This window comes from Mesorhizobium sp. M1342, assembly GCF_040317955.1.
Lineage (GTDB): Bacteria > Pseudomonadota > Alphaproteobacteria > Rhizobiales > Rhizobiaceae > Mesorhizobium.
Genome location: NZ_JAMYLI010000035.1, coordinates 20,396 through 36,780 on the forward strand (window position 1 = coordinate 20,396; position 16,385 = coordinate 36,780).

General features: G+C 63.6%; 6 protein-coding genes. All 6 read right to left on the reverse strand.

Annotated elements, in window-relative coordinates; genetic code table 11:
* Nucleotides 1-206 precede the first annotated feature (206 nt).
* A complete protein-coding gene (locus tag NKH06_RS27770) occupies nt 207-752 on the reverse strand; it encodes a GNAT family N-acetyltransferase (RefSeq protein WP_352894711.1) in 546 nt (181 codons plus the stop codon).
* 3 nt (nt 753-755) lie between these two features.
* The gene (locus tag NKH06_RS27775) at nt 756-2,078 is read right to left on the reverse strand and encodes a DUF8189 domain-containing protein (protein WP_352894712.1); all 1,323 of its coding nucleotides are present in this window, start codon (nt 2,076-2,078) and stop codon (nt 756-758) included.
* A 31-nt stretch (nt 2,079-2,109) separates the two neighbouring features.
* Complete coding sequence (locus NKH06_RS27780) at nt 2,110-2,634, reverse strand: phage tail protein (protein WP_023810880.1); 525 nt, start codon at nt 2,632-2,634, stop codon at nt 2,110-2,112.
* A 9-nt stretch (nt 2,635-2,643) separates the two neighbouring features.
* A complete protein-coding gene (locus tag NKH06_RS27785) occupies nt 2,644-3,150 on the reverse strand; it encodes a phage tail protein (RefSeq protein WP_023810879.1) in 507 nt (168 codons plus the stop codon).
* 12 nt (nt 3,151-3,162) lie between these two features.
* Complete coding sequence (locus tag NKH06_RS27790) at nt 3,163-3,663, reverse strand: phage tail protein (RefSeq protein ID WP_023810878.1); 501 nt, start codon at nt 3,661-3,663, stop codon at nt 3,163-3,165.
* Nucleotides 3,664-3,881: 218 nt separating this feature from the next.
* Nucleotides 3,882-16,196: a beta strand repeat-containing protein gene (locus NKH06_RS27795; RefSeq protein ID WP_352894713.1), complete on the reverse strand. Its 12,315-nt coding sequence runs from the start codon at nt 16,194-16,196 to the stop codon at nt 3,882-3,884.
* Nucleotides 16,197-16,385: the final 189 nt, after the last annotated feature.

The window sequence follows — 16,385 nt, forward strand, 5'->3', positions numbered from 1 at the left end:
GGACATCTCTCCCCGTAAACGGGGCGAGAGTGGCTGGCTGCGACGCGGGCGCCTTTCTTGCAACGCTGGAGAGTGGTGAAATCCGCGGCGAAAGCGTCCCTCTCCCCGTCACTATACGGGGAGAGGATGCCGGCAGGCAGGTGAGGGGCAGCGCAAACGATGACCATAGACAATGATCGCATCTGCCAACAAATCGGTTCCGACGATCATAGATCGTCGCCCCCTGACGGCGCACAGGCCATCAGGTCATAAACGCCCTTGTCCTCGACGACCGCGAAGCCCAGCGCCAGGTAAAGCCGTCTCGCCGGATTGTTCTTCTCGACATGGATCGAGGCTGATTTGCCGGCTAACCATGCCTCGTCGATGAGGTCGCGCAGCAGTGCGGTGCCGTAGCCCTTGCGGCGATGCTCCGGCAGGAAAGCGATGTCGATGATGCGGTGCTGGCTCGGCCAGCGCTCGATGTAGAGGCGGCCGATGTCTTCGCTATCGCGTTCCACCACCAGCCAGTCGGCCTCGGGATAGTGTTTTCGGTAATGCGCGTGCTGGGCCTGGAACTGCATACCGAGGAATTCGGCCTTCTGCGCCTCGCTCCACGACGTCACCGCGAGTTCTTCGAAGCGGGTCGAGGCATAGAGCCGCGACAGGAACGGCAAATCCACTTCCGTCGCAGCGCGGAAGCCGAGCCCGGCCGTGTCAGACCGGGGCCAGACCGGACGGGCCTGCTTCGCTTGCGCCACGCTGGCGTAAATCAACCGTCAGACCGGCGGCGTCAGGTCGCGCACGACGACGATCTGCTTGAGATTGTTGTCGGTCAGCGACGTCCAGTTATACTCCCATTCGGAACTGTCGATGCCCATCTGGTTGATCGTCCACAGGCCGTTGGTGCCGTCCGGCATGAGCGCCAGGCTGAACAAAGCGAGCCGGCCGTCGGCATTGTAGTTGAGCGTCAGGCGCGTCGAGCGAAGGGATGCGCCGAAATCGCGCCACCCCGACCAGTTCTGGGTGTAGGCATCCCATTGCGCGTTGAATTGGAGGAAGTGCTGCTGGTCGGCGGCGACCAGCACGATATCGCCGTCGCCCTGGATGCCGGCGGCAAGCGCCAGGTTGGGCGCCCTGGAGTAGCCGGGTGTCGCCCACTGCGTCCACGTATCCGATCCGGCGGGCATCTGGCGCGTGTGCAGCACCTGGCCGTTCTGGGTCAGGGCGAACAGATTGGTGGCGCCCAGCGGGCCGACGACCGGCGCTATCTCGATGAAGCCACCTGTCTGGGTCGTGTCGATCTGCACCCAACCCGTCCAGTCGGCGGCCTTCAGGGCCTGCGCCTTCGCCTGCTGGCAGCGATAGAGATGCAGGTTCGAATTGATGCCGAACAGGGCGATGCGGCCGTCGCCCTGGCGTATCGCCGAAACCGTCACCAGCCCGCCGGGGATCTGGATCCAGTCGCTCCACGGTTTGGCCGGCGGCGTCAGCACGTCGACGGTGACGACGATCGGTGTCGTCGTGCCCGGCGGCGTGATGGTTTTCTGCACCTGCACGATCTGGTCCGGATTCTGGTAGATCCACCAGATGCGGCCCTGATTGTCAGTGACGAAGACCTCGATGCGGCCGTCGGCATCGCGCGCCATCGAAAGCTTCTGATAGGAGGTGGCGCCGGGCGGCGTGCCGATGCCCATCGGCGCGGTCCATTTCTCGACCGGGCCGATCTGGTTGGCGTCTTCGGTGATGAAGGACAGATTGGTGGTTCCCGATGGCTGCGCGACCACGGCGACACGGCCGTCCTTGGTGAGGCCCGCCGTCATGATCACCCAGGCGCCGGGCGCGATGAACGACCAGGCCGAAGGCCATGGCCCGTTCGGCGAAAGCTGCGCCTTCTGGATCAACTGCCCCTTGGCGGAATCGATCCCCACCACCATCAGCCGCGACAGTTCGAAAAACGACGTGCCGGCCGGCTTGTGCTGGTAGACGGGCGCGGGACCGGAGCGCACCGGACGCCCGCCATCCCTGGCCTTGGAAGCCGCCCTTGGCGCTGGCGTCTTCGCGGCGGGGGCTTTCGACTCTGATGCTGCTTTCTTGGCCATCGTATTGGTCCCTGCCCTGTTGGCTCGGAATTCAGGTTCTTGGTGGGAAGACGCCTTGCAGTGCGATGCAGAAATAGAGCGTCAGATAGGGCTGCAGATTGTTGTGTGGCAGGTCGCCGCCGGCGGGGGGGAGCGATTGAGGACTCATCTGCGTCAGGTTGGCCGCCGGGGTATAGATTGTTGCGTTGGTGGATTTGGCCAGGCTTCGCGTCGATGACGGCGCATTGAGCTCGCCCAGATCAATGTCATGGTCGCGCATTGCGTGAGTGTGGTTAGGAATTTCCGATTCGAGCAGGGTTACCGTTTCCGTACCGCCAGGCTCGCCAAGATCGTGCAGGGACAAGCCCGGCCCCTGACCCCAGAACATCGGCGCACGGCCTTGCAGATCGGGCAAAGCGAAATTGGACTTGCCGTCGCCGCCATAAGTGGTGCCTAGCAGCGAAAACAGCGCCGTGTTCTGCGACAGCGGCAGCAACTGCCCGTCGCACCACGCCCAGCCCCTGGGCGCGAAATTGAACGGAAAGATCCGGATTTCGGCGACGAACGGGTCAGCCATGATGTCCTCTCAGGTGGGCGACGGAAAGATGCCGAAAAGTGAAATGATAAAGCTGATGCAAAGATACGGCTGGAAATTGTTGTGCGGCTGGCTGCCGCCAACGGCTGTTACAGCCTGCTGGGCCATGTTGGTATCGGTCGTGTCCTGGATGTAGGGCAAGGCGCCACCGCCAATCTGTGCAACGACCTTCCCGCTGGGACTGGTATCTTGACCAATATTCAGGGACGCGACCATTGGATGGCTGTGTGAAGGAATCTGGGAAATTGTCATATTGACTTCCTCCACGCCTCCCGTCTCCGCGAGGATAAAGCCGTTGCCCTGATGGAGCGGAACACGGCCTTGCAGGTCGGGCAGCGCAAAGGTGCTCTCGCCATCGCCGCCATAGGTTGTGCCAATCAGCTGGAAAAGTGTCTCGTTCTCCGAGATCGGCAGCAATTGTCCCTCGCAGAACATCCAGCCGGCCGGCGCGAAGTTGCCGGCAAACATGCGTATCTCGCCAACGTAAGGCTGTGCCATGGTCGCGCCTCCTTAATTTGGCGAAGGAAAAATGCCCTGCAGGGCGATGCAGAAGCTCAGCGTCAGGAACGGCTGCATGTTGAGATGCGCCTGACTGCCGCCAATACTGGCAATTGTGCTCGGGCTCAGCGTCGTCACGTTCGCGAAGTCGCTATACAGCCGCCCCGGAACCACCCCCAAAACGTTCCCAACACCATCTTGGCTACTACCGGTGTTTGTGCTGGCCTGCGCAAAATGAACGTGTGTCGGCATTTCGGAAATCGACAGCGTGTGGTTTTGCTCGCCACCGCGCTCGCCAAGTGTGTGACTGCTTCCGACGTGGATTGGGATACGTCCCCGATAATCGGGCAGTGCGAAATTGACCTGGCCGTCACCGCCGAAAGTGGTTCCGAGCAGTGAGAATAACGCCTGGTTCTGGTTGATTGGCAAAAGCTGCCCGTTACAGAGTGCCCAACCCTTGGGCGGGAAGACAAATGACATAATCCTGATTTCCGATAGAAATGGCTCGGCCATGTCTCGCGCCCTCATAAGATATCAGTAGAATACACGGAACGACACAAAAGTCTACTTGGCTCTCTAACAAAATAGGTATACTTTATAAAATAATAGACAGTATTTAAATAACGAGAGGCGCAGGAAGACAGTACACATCCAAGGCTGTAGATCATCGCACCAAGATCACGGCACTGAACCGGCCGAGTGGTGGCCTTTCTACCTCATCAGCGTCGTCATCACGGGAACGGCGGCGTGGCGAGCCCGGTAAATCCGGTCGAGTCGGCCGTCGCAGTTGATGCAGAAACAACTGTATTGCGGCTGTTCAGATAGGCGATGGCGGCGGCCAGATCCGTGGGGGCCCCGGCATAGCCACTAAGGTTGATCGTCCCGTTGTTGCGTTGACGTACCCGGATGTCGCCGGCCGCCATGGTGCCGCCAAGCGAATGCGTGAAGGTGTTGGCCAGAGCGCCGGCGCCGCCTATGTTCAAATCGATGGATGAACCATCTCCCGTCGGCGACGTGATGCCCGACTGAACGAGAATGCCAGCGGCTGCATTTCCAACGCCATCCAGTTTGATGTCAATCGCGTTGCCGGTTATCTGGGCCAGGATGCTGCCCGCGCCGTCCTGTCCGGTCTGGACAAGGATGGCGCGTTGCGTACCGGCATAGTCGATGGTGTTGTTCTTGATTCCGACCCGCATGGCACCGCCGCCGGCATTGAATACCGCTATGCCGTCCGCTGTCAGCCCGTTTGCGACCGTGATGGTGTTGTTTTCAATTCGAGCGTCAAAAGTGAAGCCGTTGTCGAACGCCGAGCCGAGTAGGCTCACCACGACGAAGTCGCCCGTGGCCGTACTGCTCAGCGTGTTGCCGGTGGCGACGAGGCTCACATCGCTGTTGTCCCCGGCGCTGACGGACAGCTGATCGTTGTTGCTGCTCGACGTGCTGTTGATGACGTTCAGGTTCATCGTGGAGCTGTCGAACGCATCGGCGACGATTCCACCGCTGAAGTTGTTGCTCGAATTGGCACCCGAGAAGTTGATCGTGGCGTTCGACGTTCCACGGATGCCGAACAGATACCCGCTGCCAAGCACGGCGCCGGTCGAGCTGCCGCCTGAAATCGTCAGTGCGAGCGTGCCGGACTGGGTCTGCAGCTGGAAGTTGTCGTCGCCGCTGCCTGTGATCGTGGTGCTGGTGACCGCGCTGGTGCCGGACATGTTGTAGAAATGGATGCCGTCTTCGTCCGCGCCATTGCCCGCATTCGATATGCTGCTGTTGCTGAGCGTGAAGTTCGAAACAGTATTGCCGTTGATGCCTTGCTCGGCGCCGCCCGAAATGGCGATCCGGTCCAGCGTCGCCGTAGAGACGTTTTGAAGGTGGATGGCCGCGTTGGTCGCGAGGTTGTCACCGGTCGAAAGCCCTGAATTGTCGGCGTCGAGATCGGTGGTTCCGGCATTGGTGAAATTCATGTTCTTCAGCGTGATGTTGCTCGCGCTGATGAAACTGGCGCCGCGCCCGGTTGTGTTCTGAATGGTGCCGCCCGAGCCGGCGGTGGTGCCGACACCTGTCACGGTCAATCCACCCGAGCCCGTTGTGTTGAGCACGATGCCGTTGGTGCCGCCATTCGCCGAAATGCTCTGGAAATTCAGCCCGCTGGCGCCGATCGTCGTGTTGACGACGTTGAGCGCCGTGCCTGTGCCGGAGGTGATCGTGTTGCCGGTGCCCTGCACCGTCACCGTCCCTCCGCCCGTGGCGCTGAAGCCGCCGCCGCTCGTTGTGTTGATAATCAGCCCGCCATTGGTGAAGTTGATGGTCGCGCCGGGGTTGCTGGTCAGGATGACGGCGGCATTAACACCGGTCGAGAGCGTCTTGACCGCGCCGCCGAAGTTGATCGTGCCGCCGGCGTTGCTGAGCACGGCAATGCCCAGCCCGCCATCGCTGCGGATGATCGAGCTGGCGCTGTCGAAATTGATTAAACCGCCGGCCATGCCGCGGATATTTGCGACATTGCCGCCGGGGTTGGTGATGTCGACATTGTTCAGGTTGACGACCGCGCTGACGTCGTCATTGCCTGGCGTGCCCTGGTCGCCGTCGACGACAAAGGCATGGTTCGCAGCCCCCGCGTCGGTCTGGATGGCGACATTGTTGAAGGTGTAGGTGCCGGTCGCGTTGTTCAGCGAATCGCCGAGAATGGTAATGCCGGCCGTGCCCGTCAGGCTGGCATTGTTGACGGTGACGCTGCCCGCCGCCCCGTCGATCACAATGCCGGTGCCGCCGGTGTCGTTGAGCCCGTTCGCCACGGCAGTGGTGAAATTCACCGAACCGCCGGCGGTGTCGGCGACGACGATCATGCGCTGGCCGGTGGTGGCTTGCGTGATCGTGCCGGCATAGGTGACGGTGGCGGTGCCGCCATTGACATTGAACGCGGTGCCGCTTGGGCTGATGATCGAGGTGCCGGTGCCGAAATTGAACGTGCCGCCCGAGCCGTTGAGGATGTCGACGCTGGCATTGCCGCCATTCAGCGTCGTCGTGCCGACGAAACTGTAGATGCCGTCCGCATTGTCGAACTGCAGGCCGGTGCCGTTCGTCGCCGACAGCGCGCCGGTGGCGAAGTTGAGCGTGCCGCTGTGGCCGCCCGCGACGCTGACCAGGGTGGCATTGTTCGACTGACTGACATTGCCGGTATAGTTGAGGTTGGCGGTGCCGCCGCTGACGGCGATGGTTGCCGCGCTGCCGCCGACCAGCGAGCCGGCGCCGAGATTGATCGTCCCCGACCCGATGACGTTGGTGAGGACGACGGCGCTGTTGCCGCCGGCGCCGTTGCTGGTCGAGGAAAAATTCATGCCGGTGGCCGCGACGGTGACGCCGCTCAGGTTCATCGCCACACCGGTGCCCGTGGCGATGGAGTTGCCCACGCCGGTGACGCTGACCGTGCCGGAGCCCGTGGCATTGAAGCCGGCGCCTGCCGAGGTCACGATCGCCAGCCCGCCGCCGTTGAAATTGACCGTCACCGGGGCGCTGTTGCCGGCAATATCGACGCCAAGCCCGCCGCCGCTCATGCCGATGGCGTAGCTGGCGCCGCTGATGTTGTAGGTGCCGCCGGTGTTGGCGGTGATCGATATGCCGGTGCCCCCACCGGTAAAGCTGTTCGAGGCGCCGGACACCGTCACCGTGCCGCCTGCATTGTTGTTCAGCGATACGCCCAGCCCGCTGGCCGTCAGATTGCCGCTCAGGGCGACGAGGCCGGCGCCGGCAAGCCGGCTCTGGACATTCAGCGCCGGACTGAATGCGCCCGAATTGTTGACCGTGCCCGAATAGCTCACGGCAGCCGTGCCGCCGACGACATTGAAGGACGCGCCCGTCGCCCCGCTGAGCGCGCCGGTGCCGAGATTGAGCGCTCCGCTGACATTGGTCAGGCTGACATTGTTGACGCCGCCGGCCGACGAGGTCGAATCGAGCGCGATGGTGGCGGCGACACCGGAGAGATTGATCGCTGTGCCGCCGGTTGCGTTCACCGTCTGGGCGGCAGCCGTAGCGGTGATGCCCATCGTGCCGCCGGTGGCGAGAATGCCGGTGCCGGCGGTGGTGTCGATGGTGACGCCATTGGTGAAGCTGGTTGTGCCGCCGGCCTGCCAGAGACCAACGCCGCTGGTCGTGTCGATGTTGGCGAGACCGGTGACGTTGAGCGTGCCGGTCTGGACTCGGATGCCGCCGCCTGTGTTGGGGACGGTGACATTGTTCACCGTCACCGTGTTGAAGTTGAAGGTGCCAGTGTTGGTGTTGATGGCATCGATGCCGAAGCCCGTCGTGTTGGTGATGCTTGTCCCGCCGGTGACGGTGAAGGTCCCGGCGACGCCGTCGAAGATGATGCCGCTGGCGCCGCCTAGGGCGCTGACGGTGGCAAACGTCATGTTGACGGTCAGCGGATCGAGATCGAATGCCGCGCCGTTGTTGGTGGTGACCACGCCACCGCTGTTGTTCAGCGTGAAATTGGTGGTCTTGGTGTTGGCGATGACACCGGTGCCGCCATTGTTGGCAAGGCTGAGCGTGCCCAGATCAAGGGTACCGCTGGTGTTGGTGAAGCTGAGGCCATTGCCCTGGACGCGAGCGCCTGGGTTACCGATACCGAGCGTGCCGGCGCTGACCGTGCCGCCGGCGCCGTCGGAATCGAAGCGGACATTGTTGAAGGCGATGCCACCGCTGCCGGCGCCGCCGGTCACCTTGTTGCCGGCAAACGACCTGATCGCAATTGAATTGTCGGTCGCATTGATGTTCTGGCCGGCGAAGGACGCTGCGAGGCCGGAGCCGGTCGATTGCAGCGTGTTGCCGTCAATCGACAGCAGAAGCGTATTGGCCGGAGCTCCCGTGATAGAGAAATCGAGCGCGTTGCCGCCGGCGGCGATGGTGTTGTTCCTGACGAAGAAACTGGAGGCGCCGGTGGCGTTGGCGGCAACGCCCGCACCGGAACCGAGATTGCTGACGATCAGGTTCTGGATGCCGCCCGTGAAGATGCCGCTGCCTGATGTCGCCAGGTTAATGACCTGCGTGGCGTTGTTGCTCTGCAGGACCGGCCGCAGCGTGTCGATGCCCCCCGGCGCCGAAATGATCGGCGAGTTCTGCACCGTGGTGAAGTGGAACGCGGCGGAGGCGCCGCTGCTGGTGTCGACACCGAGCTGCGAAACATCGACCGCCGCGTCGCCGCTCTTGAAGGCGAGCAGCACCTGCCCGTCATCGAGGTTGAACGTGGTGCCACTCAGGTCGATGGTTTCCTGGGCGCCGTTGACGTTCTTGTCGATCAGCACCACGACGTTGGCCGTGGAAGCCTGTGCGCCCGCGTAACTGCCCGGATTGGCGAGGCTGCCGTCGCCGGTGCCGCCTTCGGTGACGTAGTAGACGCTGATCGATGACAGGTTGGAAACGTCGCCGGTGAAATTGACGTCGTTGAAATTGTAGTCGCCATTGGTCGGCAAACTATCGGTGGTGTGGATGACCTGGCCGCCGGTGGTTGCGATCGACGACTCGGCCGGGCCGGCGCCGTCGCCGAACACCAGCCTGGCGTTGGTGGTGCTGGAGAACTGCACGCCATAGCCGACATTGGCGATAGTCGATTTCTGGCCGGCCGGATTGTTGTTGACGGTGTCGCCGAGCTGGATGGTGCCCGTGCCGGTGGTGCCGGCCATGTCGATTCCGATCGTGCCAGCGAAGCCGCCGCCGGCTACATCGAAATCGTCCGCGGTGATGTTGCTCGCGCCGAGCGCCGCGCCGTTGAGGTCGAGGCCGACCGCATTGGCGGCATTGAGCCCGATGGTCAGGCTGGCGAAATTCAGCGTCGAGCCGAGCGTGCCAGAGACCTGGACGCCGGTCGTGGTGACGCCCTGCAGGTCGACCGCGCCGAGATTGAGGGTGCCGCCGCTGACATTGTTGAGCGATATGCCGGTCGCCGCGCCATTGACCGAAATCGTATCGAACTTGATACCACCGGCGCCGACCGTCGCGCCTTTCGCCCCGGCGACGACCGCCGTCGCATCGCCAAGCTTCAGCGCGGTGCCCGTGCTGGTGGTGATGGTGTTGCCGTCGCCGGTGACGCTGATCGTGCCGGGGCCAAAGGTGCTGGCGGTGAAGCCGGCGCCGCTACTGGTGGTGATGACGAGGCCGCCATTGGTGAAGTTGAGCGTGCCCTTGGTCTGCGGGTCCATCACGTATGACGGTGCCTTGACGATGGCATCGTTGGCGCCGGTGTTGAATATCTTCGACGTACCGGAGAAGGTGACCGTGCCGTTGGCCGAGCCGCCGATGGCGACACCCTCGCCACCGCTGTGATCGATGGTGCTCGAAATATCGTATATGCCTTCGGCATGGCCAAAGAAGTCGAAGGCCGTCGATGACGTGGTGGAAACGACGGAACCGCTCATGTTCAGACGGGTCGCATCGCCGCTGGCGCTTATCACCGATCCCGCACCGACCGTGATCGAACCTTTGTAGGTCAGCGTGGTGAAGGCCAGGTCATTGCCGCCGCCGAGGCTGATAGCCGAGAGGGTGGTGTTCGTGATGCTGGCGCTGCCGTTGATGCCGACGTTGACGGTCCCGCCCTGCGAGCTCTGTATGATGCCGAACTGGCCGCCATCGATGGTCAGGGTGGATCCGGCGACATTGGCGATGTTGACGGTGCCAACCTCGGGACCGCCGATATCGAACCCAGCATATTGGACGTCGAGATCGATCGTGCCGGTGAAGTTGACCTCCCCGGTGCCACTCAGGGCGTACAGCCAGGCGCCGGTGTATCCAGTATCCCTCAGGCCGCCGATGTTGACATCCCCGACGAGATTGGCGCCCAACAGCGTCACGCCGGCACCGCCGGGGTCGCCGGGAAGGGCAGGGATCGTGGAGTCCGCCGAGATGCTGTCGAAGGTAATGCCGGCGCTGCCGACATTGGCACCATACACCACAAGCCCGTCGCTGCCGGCATTGATCTCGTTGCCGGCGCCGGTGACGGTAATGATGGTGGAGGTTGCGTCAGCCGGGCCTAAATCGCCAATTGCGACGAAGCCCGCCCCGGTCATTGTCGTTATAGCAAGGCCACCATTGGTGAAGTCGATCGTGCTGTTGGTATTGAGTGCCGGGACGGCTGAAGCGTAATTGCCAATGATACCCAAGCTCACGCCGTCCGTCGCGCCCGAGCTGATCACCTTGCTGGTGCCCGAGAAGGCGATCGCGGCCGCGTCGTTGCCGGCAACGACGATGTTGCCGCCGGCTGCCGCATTGGTATCGGTGAGATTGCCCGACAGCGTCACCGAGCCGCCGGTCATGCTCTGGATCGACACCGCGGCGCCCGTGCCGTTGCTGGCGATCGTGCCGCCATAGGAAATCGTCGCGTTGCCGCCGCTGCCTGCGGTCCCCGAGCCGACATTGAACGACGTGCCCGAACCGGTGTTGGTCAGCGTACCGGTGCCGAGGCTTGCCGTGCCGCTGAGGTTCTGCAGGTCGACGCCGCTGCCGGAAGCGAATGTGGCACTTGTCGAGGCGAAGTTGATACCGGCCGTGATGCCGTCGAGCGCCGCCGCCTGCGCGTTGGTGGCGTTGATCGTGCCGGTCACGACATTGACCGTGCCGCCGCCGGTGGCGCTGAACGCTGTCTGGCCGTTCGTGGTGATGTCGACATCGGCGAAGGTGATCGTCGAGCCGGCATTGCCTGTCAGCGAGACGCCATTGCCGCCGACCGTCACCTTGTCGGTGAAATCGACCGTGCCGCCGCTGCGGTTGGCGATCGAGATGCCGCCGCCGGTCAGCGTGCCCGCCGGTCCGCTGTTGGGCAAGGTGCCGCGCGTGACCGTGATGTTGCCGATGCCGCCATCGACGTCGAGCAGCGTGCCGGCAACGTTGATGTTGTTGTCTGTGATCGACAAATTGCTGTCGAGGCCGGCAACCTTGAACGCCGTCTGGCCGGTGGCGACATTGCTGACCGTGACGCCCTGGATGACGATGCCGCCGACATTGCTGAAGCCGGTAGCATTCTGGTCGATGGTGAAGACCGAACCGCTGCCGCCGCTGAAGTCGAACGCGGTGTCGCGCACCTGGTTGCTGCCGAGCAGCTGCAAGGTATCGCCGCCCGTGCTCTTGACCACGCCCTCATTGCCGGTGACGTTGCCGCCGGTGGCGCCGAGATTGCCCTGGACATTGATCGGCTGGATGGTGCCGGAGGTGAGGATCGAACTGCCGTTGCCGAAGCCGGTGATCGACTGGCCCGAATCGAGCGTGAACGGCGTGCCGCTGAGATCGACGGTGCCGACGAAGGCGAAGGTCTGCGTGCCGGTCATGGCATCGGCCTGGGCGGCCGTGACCGTGGTCACGTCGGCGCTGAGCCCGTCCGTGTTGGCGTGGACGATGCCACCGTCCTGGGAAATCATGACGACCGCGCCGACCGCGCTGGCCAGATGGGCGGGACCGGAGAAGGTGACATCGTCGAAATCATAATTGCCGAGCGTCGGATCGAGCCCGATCGTGTTGACTGTGTAGCCGCCGGTGGTCGCGCTGATGAAGGATTCCAGCCCGTCACCCGCATTGCCATCACCAAAGGTGAAATTGGCGTTGGCCGACGTCGCCGTTGTGCCGCCGGACGACAGTTCGACGCCGACGCCGACCTTCGAGATGCTGGAGCCCTGCAGGAAGGTGATGGTCTTGTTGCCGATGGTCGACGACAGGTCGATGCCGCGCGAGGTCAGGTCGTCGGTGCCGGTGATCGTCGTCACGCCGAAATCGGCTGTCGTTGACGAACCGCTGAAGTCGATGCCGGTCTGGTTGGCGCCGGAGCCCATCGTCACATTTGTTGTTCCAAATGTGACATCGGCATTGGTCAGGGCGAAGTTGATGCCGGCTGGACCGACGGTCGAACCCATCGTCACGCTGGTGGTGCCGAAGGTGACGGCGCCGGCATTGTTGGTGATGTCGATGCCATTGCCCGTGGCGCCCGACACGGTCACCGCCCCGAAGGTCGCCGATGCGGTGCTGGCGACATTGGCGACGGCCAGGCCAGTAGCCGTCGCGCCGGTGATCGACAGCGGAGTTGTGACGTTCAGCGTCGCGGTGCCGGCAAGGCCGGTGACGACGGCGCCACCGCCGCCCGTCGCAGACAGCGTCGAGCCGATGAAGCTGATCGCGCCGCCGACCGGGGGCAGCGACGAGCCGATCGCGAAAAGATTGCCGGTGCCGGTCGAGGTGATGCTGCCGCTGAAGGTCACCGAGCCGCCGGTGGTGCCGTCGACCTTGACCGCCGTGCCTGGCGCGGTTGCCGAGCTGAATATGTTGGCTGCTACACCGATTGTCGCGCTGCCACCGGAAATGACGACACCGTCGCCAACGCCCGAATTGGTGATGGTGCCACCGAGGATCGTGATCGAGCCCGTGTTGTTGGTCAGGCTGACATCGGTGCCCGCGACATTGGTCGTCACCAAATTGGTGATGGTGAAGGTCGATGACGAAGCGTTGATTGCAACGCCGTTGATGCCGGCACCGGTGCCACCGATAGTGACATTGCCACCCAGGAACTGGCCGCCCGAGACGGCATTGAAATTGAGCGCTGTGGCTGCCACGACGCCTGTCGTGATGCTGTCGAACGCCATGCCGCCGGTGCCGATGGTGACGCCGTCGAGATAGATCGCGTGGCCGGTGCCGGTGGTGATCTGCTCCGTGCCTGCGGCCGCGACTGTGATCGTGCCGCCCCCGGTGGCGCTGAAGCCGGTGCCGATCGTCGTGGTCAGATCCAGCCCGCCGGTGAATTTGATTGTGCCGCCGGTGTTGCCACTCAGGTTGATCGCGAAGGCGGTGGCGGTGCTGGCGGTGATCGCTCCGCCGAACGTGGCGCTGCCGCCGCTCATGCCAGAGATCGTCACCGCGCTGGTAGCAGCGGTCTGGTTGATGGTGCCGTTGTAGGTGACGTTGGGCGTCGAGTTGCTGATGGAGAAGGCGTTGCTGCTCGTGTTGGCGATGGAACTCCCGACCCCGAAGGTCAAGGTTCCGCTGGAACCGCCGACGATGCCTATGCCTACGCCGCCGCCGGTGATGTCGAGATCGTCGAAGGTGGCGATGCTGTCGAAATTGTTGGTGGACAGCGCGGCACTGGTGGCGTTGGTGATCTTGGTGTTGCCGGTGAAATTGACGGTCGCGCTCGAACCGACAAGCGCGATGCCGGTTTGAGATGCGGTCTGGACGGTCAGGTCGTCGACCGAGACCGTACCGGTCACTCCATCGAGGAAGAGGCCGGTAGCGACATTGCTGACCGTCACGCCTTGGACGGTCAGGCCATTGATGCCCAGGCCGTGTATGCCGGCGGCGGCGCCACCGGAAATATTGAAATCGAGCAACGTGTTGCCGTTCCCCAGCGTCACGACATCGCCGCCGCCGGAACTGGTCAGCGTTGCCGCGCCCGCGGAATCCGAGATGGATTCGTCGTGATGGACGTTGGTGCCGGTGACATTCAACGGCACCCCGCCGAGCGAGAACTCGCGGCCGTTGCCGAACGAGGCCAGTTCCTGTCCGTCGCTCAGCGAGAAGCCGGTGGCGTCGTCGATTGTCCCGCGGTTGACCAGGACAATGATGGCGTCGCTGGCGGTAATGCTGTCGGCATAATCGATCGAGGCGAGGTCGGTGATCGACGTGCCGCCGCCCGAAGCCCCGGCCGCGACGAAGATGTAGTTGCGCAGATCGTAAAGTTGCGGGCCCGAAAACGCGGTCGTGCCGAAGGCGTAGTGGCCGCTGCCCTCATTGAGCCCGCGCGCATCGAGCGAGGCGGTGATGCCGGATATGGAGCTGGAATCGCCGCCGAAGGTAAATTCGGCGTTGGCCGTGGCCCCCGGCGTGCCGGCAATGCCCAGCCGCACGCCGGTAGCGACATTGGTGATGACGCCGCCATCGGTGATGGTGATGACCGAGCCGCCGACGCTTGGTGAGGTCAGGTCGATGCCGATCGAGCCGGCCGCACCGGTGCCGGTGATGTTGAGCGACTGCGCGGTGAAATTGGTCTTGGCTCCGGAGAAGTCGAGGCCGGTGCCGACACCCAGTCCGGAGATGACGATGTTGCCGGCGACCACCGCCGCATTGACGCCGGCAAACGAGATGCCGTCGGCGCTGGGGTTGGTGATGCTGATGTCGCCGAAGCGGATCGTCGCCGGCGAATCCGAAATGGCGATCGCCGGTCCGGTCGTGTCGGAGATCGTCGTCGCACCGTTGACGGTGAAGCTGCCCGCGACATTCTCGAGCACGACACCCGACGTGCCGCCGCTCTGGCTGATCGAGGCCAGCACCACATGAGCGGTGATCGGATCGATGAAGACGGCGGTGCCGCCATTGCCCGATATTGTGCCGCCGGTGGTGGTGAACGTCCCGCCGGTCGAGGTGCCCTGCACGGTGATGCCGCGGTCGGTATTGTCCTGCGCATTGACGGTGGCGAAGGTGTAGGTGCCCTTGCCGGTGATATCGAGACCGTCGTCGAGATTGCCCTGCAGCAGCGTCGTGCCGGTGAAATTGTAGGTGCCGTCGCCGTCGATGCGCAGGCCATCGAGGCCGTTGCCGGTGGCGGTGAAGTTGGAGCCGGTGATGCCGGTCGAGCTGCCCGTAAAGTCGGCGCCGTTGCCGCCCGCACCGGTGACCGTCACATTGGTCAGCGTCGCGCCGGTGATGTTGTTGCCCAAAATGCCGTCGGCGCCGCCCGTGATGGTGATGCCGTTGAGCGTGTTGCCGTTGCCCAGCGTGATGACGGGGTTGGCGACGTTGGTGCCCTGGATCGTGCCGTCGCTGCCGCCCAGGTTGAAGGTGCTGGTGCCGCCGCCGAACAGCCTGGCGGTGACGCTTTCGCCGCCGCCGATGACGGTCTGGCCATTGGCGAGCGTCACGCCGCCGGTCGTCAGATTGCCGTTGCCGCCAAGCGCGACGACAAAGCCGTTCGCACCCGACTTGGTCACGGCGTCGTCCAGCGTCGTCGGGTCGGCCAGCGTGCCGGCGCCGGCGAGGCCGCCATCGGCGAAATAGAACTTGCCGAAGGCGGCATTGGTGGCGGCGTTGATGGCGATGCGCGTGGTCGTGCCGCCGGTCAGCGTCTGCGACTGGACGCGGACGCCGATGTCGCCACGCACCCGTTCGTTGACGCGCTTGCGAAGGCCTTCGCTGACCGGATAGACCGGCTCCGCCCCGTTGTCGGCCCCATTGGCGGCATTGTCCGAGCCGCTGCCAGGATTGAACGGGATGTTCAGCCGCACACTGCCGGCGAACTGGGTGTCGTCGCGATTGTCGTTGCGGACCTCGCCGGCGAAGACCAGTTCCGTGTTGCTGCCGAAGACATCGCCGATCGTATACTCGAACCCGGCCTTGGCGCCGGTGACGCTGCCGTCGTCGCCATGCGGATCCTCGAAATGATAGCCGCCGATGTCGAGCCGCAGCGAATGCTTGTCGGGCAGGGCGACCGGCACCTGCGCACCGATCTCGCCCTCGATGCCCCACGCCGCGTAGTCGCGGTGGTCGATGACCGAGATCTGCTCGATCAGCTGGTTGCTGACCATCGACAGGGTCGAGCTGGCCGAGTGATCCGTCGAATCGCCCTTGATCGGCAGATAGACGTTCACATGCGCATCGAAATGAGGCGTGATCGCCTCGGCGCCCAGCGTGGCGGCGGTGAACTGGGTGGAGTTGTAGTTCTCGATGTTGAGGTAGGCGTAGCCGCCGATCATCAGGTCCGGGTTGACGATGCGGCGAATGCCGAGGCCGACATCCTGGCCGGAACCATCCTTGAAATCGTGCTTGGCCCGGACATCCAGGAACAGCACGGATTCGGCCGTCTGCTTGAGCGGGATGAAACCTTCGAGCGCGGCGTTGCCGCCATTGTTGTCGGCGCCGATGATGGCGCGGATCTGCGGCTGCCACAGGCCGTTCGGATCGGCATGGGCCGCCAGACCGGAAAGGCCGAGCGCCAGCGTCGTCAGCGAAGTCGTCTTCCAGAGATGCCTGGCGATTCGCGAACGGCGATAGCCGGCGCGAGCGTGGAAATCCTCCCCACGCGCCGTCATCTCACCAACTTGCCGAGAAGTCTCGGTAGTTCCCATCCCTGGCGAATCCTTCGGGGACTACACGCGCCCCGTGTAAATCCTTAATCGAATTCTATTGTATAGCGAGTCTCGGGCGCTCCGATTTCTGAAAGCTCCCTGTAAAATTGTTCGCTGTATCCGAAAGGTCACAGTAATTTCGCCGGCTTGCTT

Excerpts from the sequence above, each read along its gene's own strand:
- NKH06_RS27775 (WP_352894712.1), bottom strand. The coding sequence starts at position 2,078 with ATGGCCAAGAAAGCAGCATCAGAGTCGAAAGCCCCCGCCGCGAAGACG.
- NKH06_RS27780 (WP_023810880.1), bottom strand. The coding sequence starts at position 2,634 with ATGGCTGACCCGTTCGTCGCCGAAATCCGGATCTTTCCGTTCAATTTC.
- NKH06_RS27785 (WP_023810879.1), bottom strand. The coding sequence starts at position 3,150 with ATGGCACAGCCTTACGTTGGCGAGATACGCATGTTTGCCGGCAACTTC.
- NKH06_RS27790 (WP_023810878.1), bottom strand. The coding sequence starts at position 3,663 with ATGGCCGAGCCATTTCTATCGGAAATCAGGATTATGTCATTTGTCTTC.
- NKH06_RS27795 (WP_352894713.1), bottom strand. The coding sequence starts at position 16,196 with ATGACGGCGCGTGGGGAGGATTTCCACGCTCGCGCCGGCTATCGCCGT.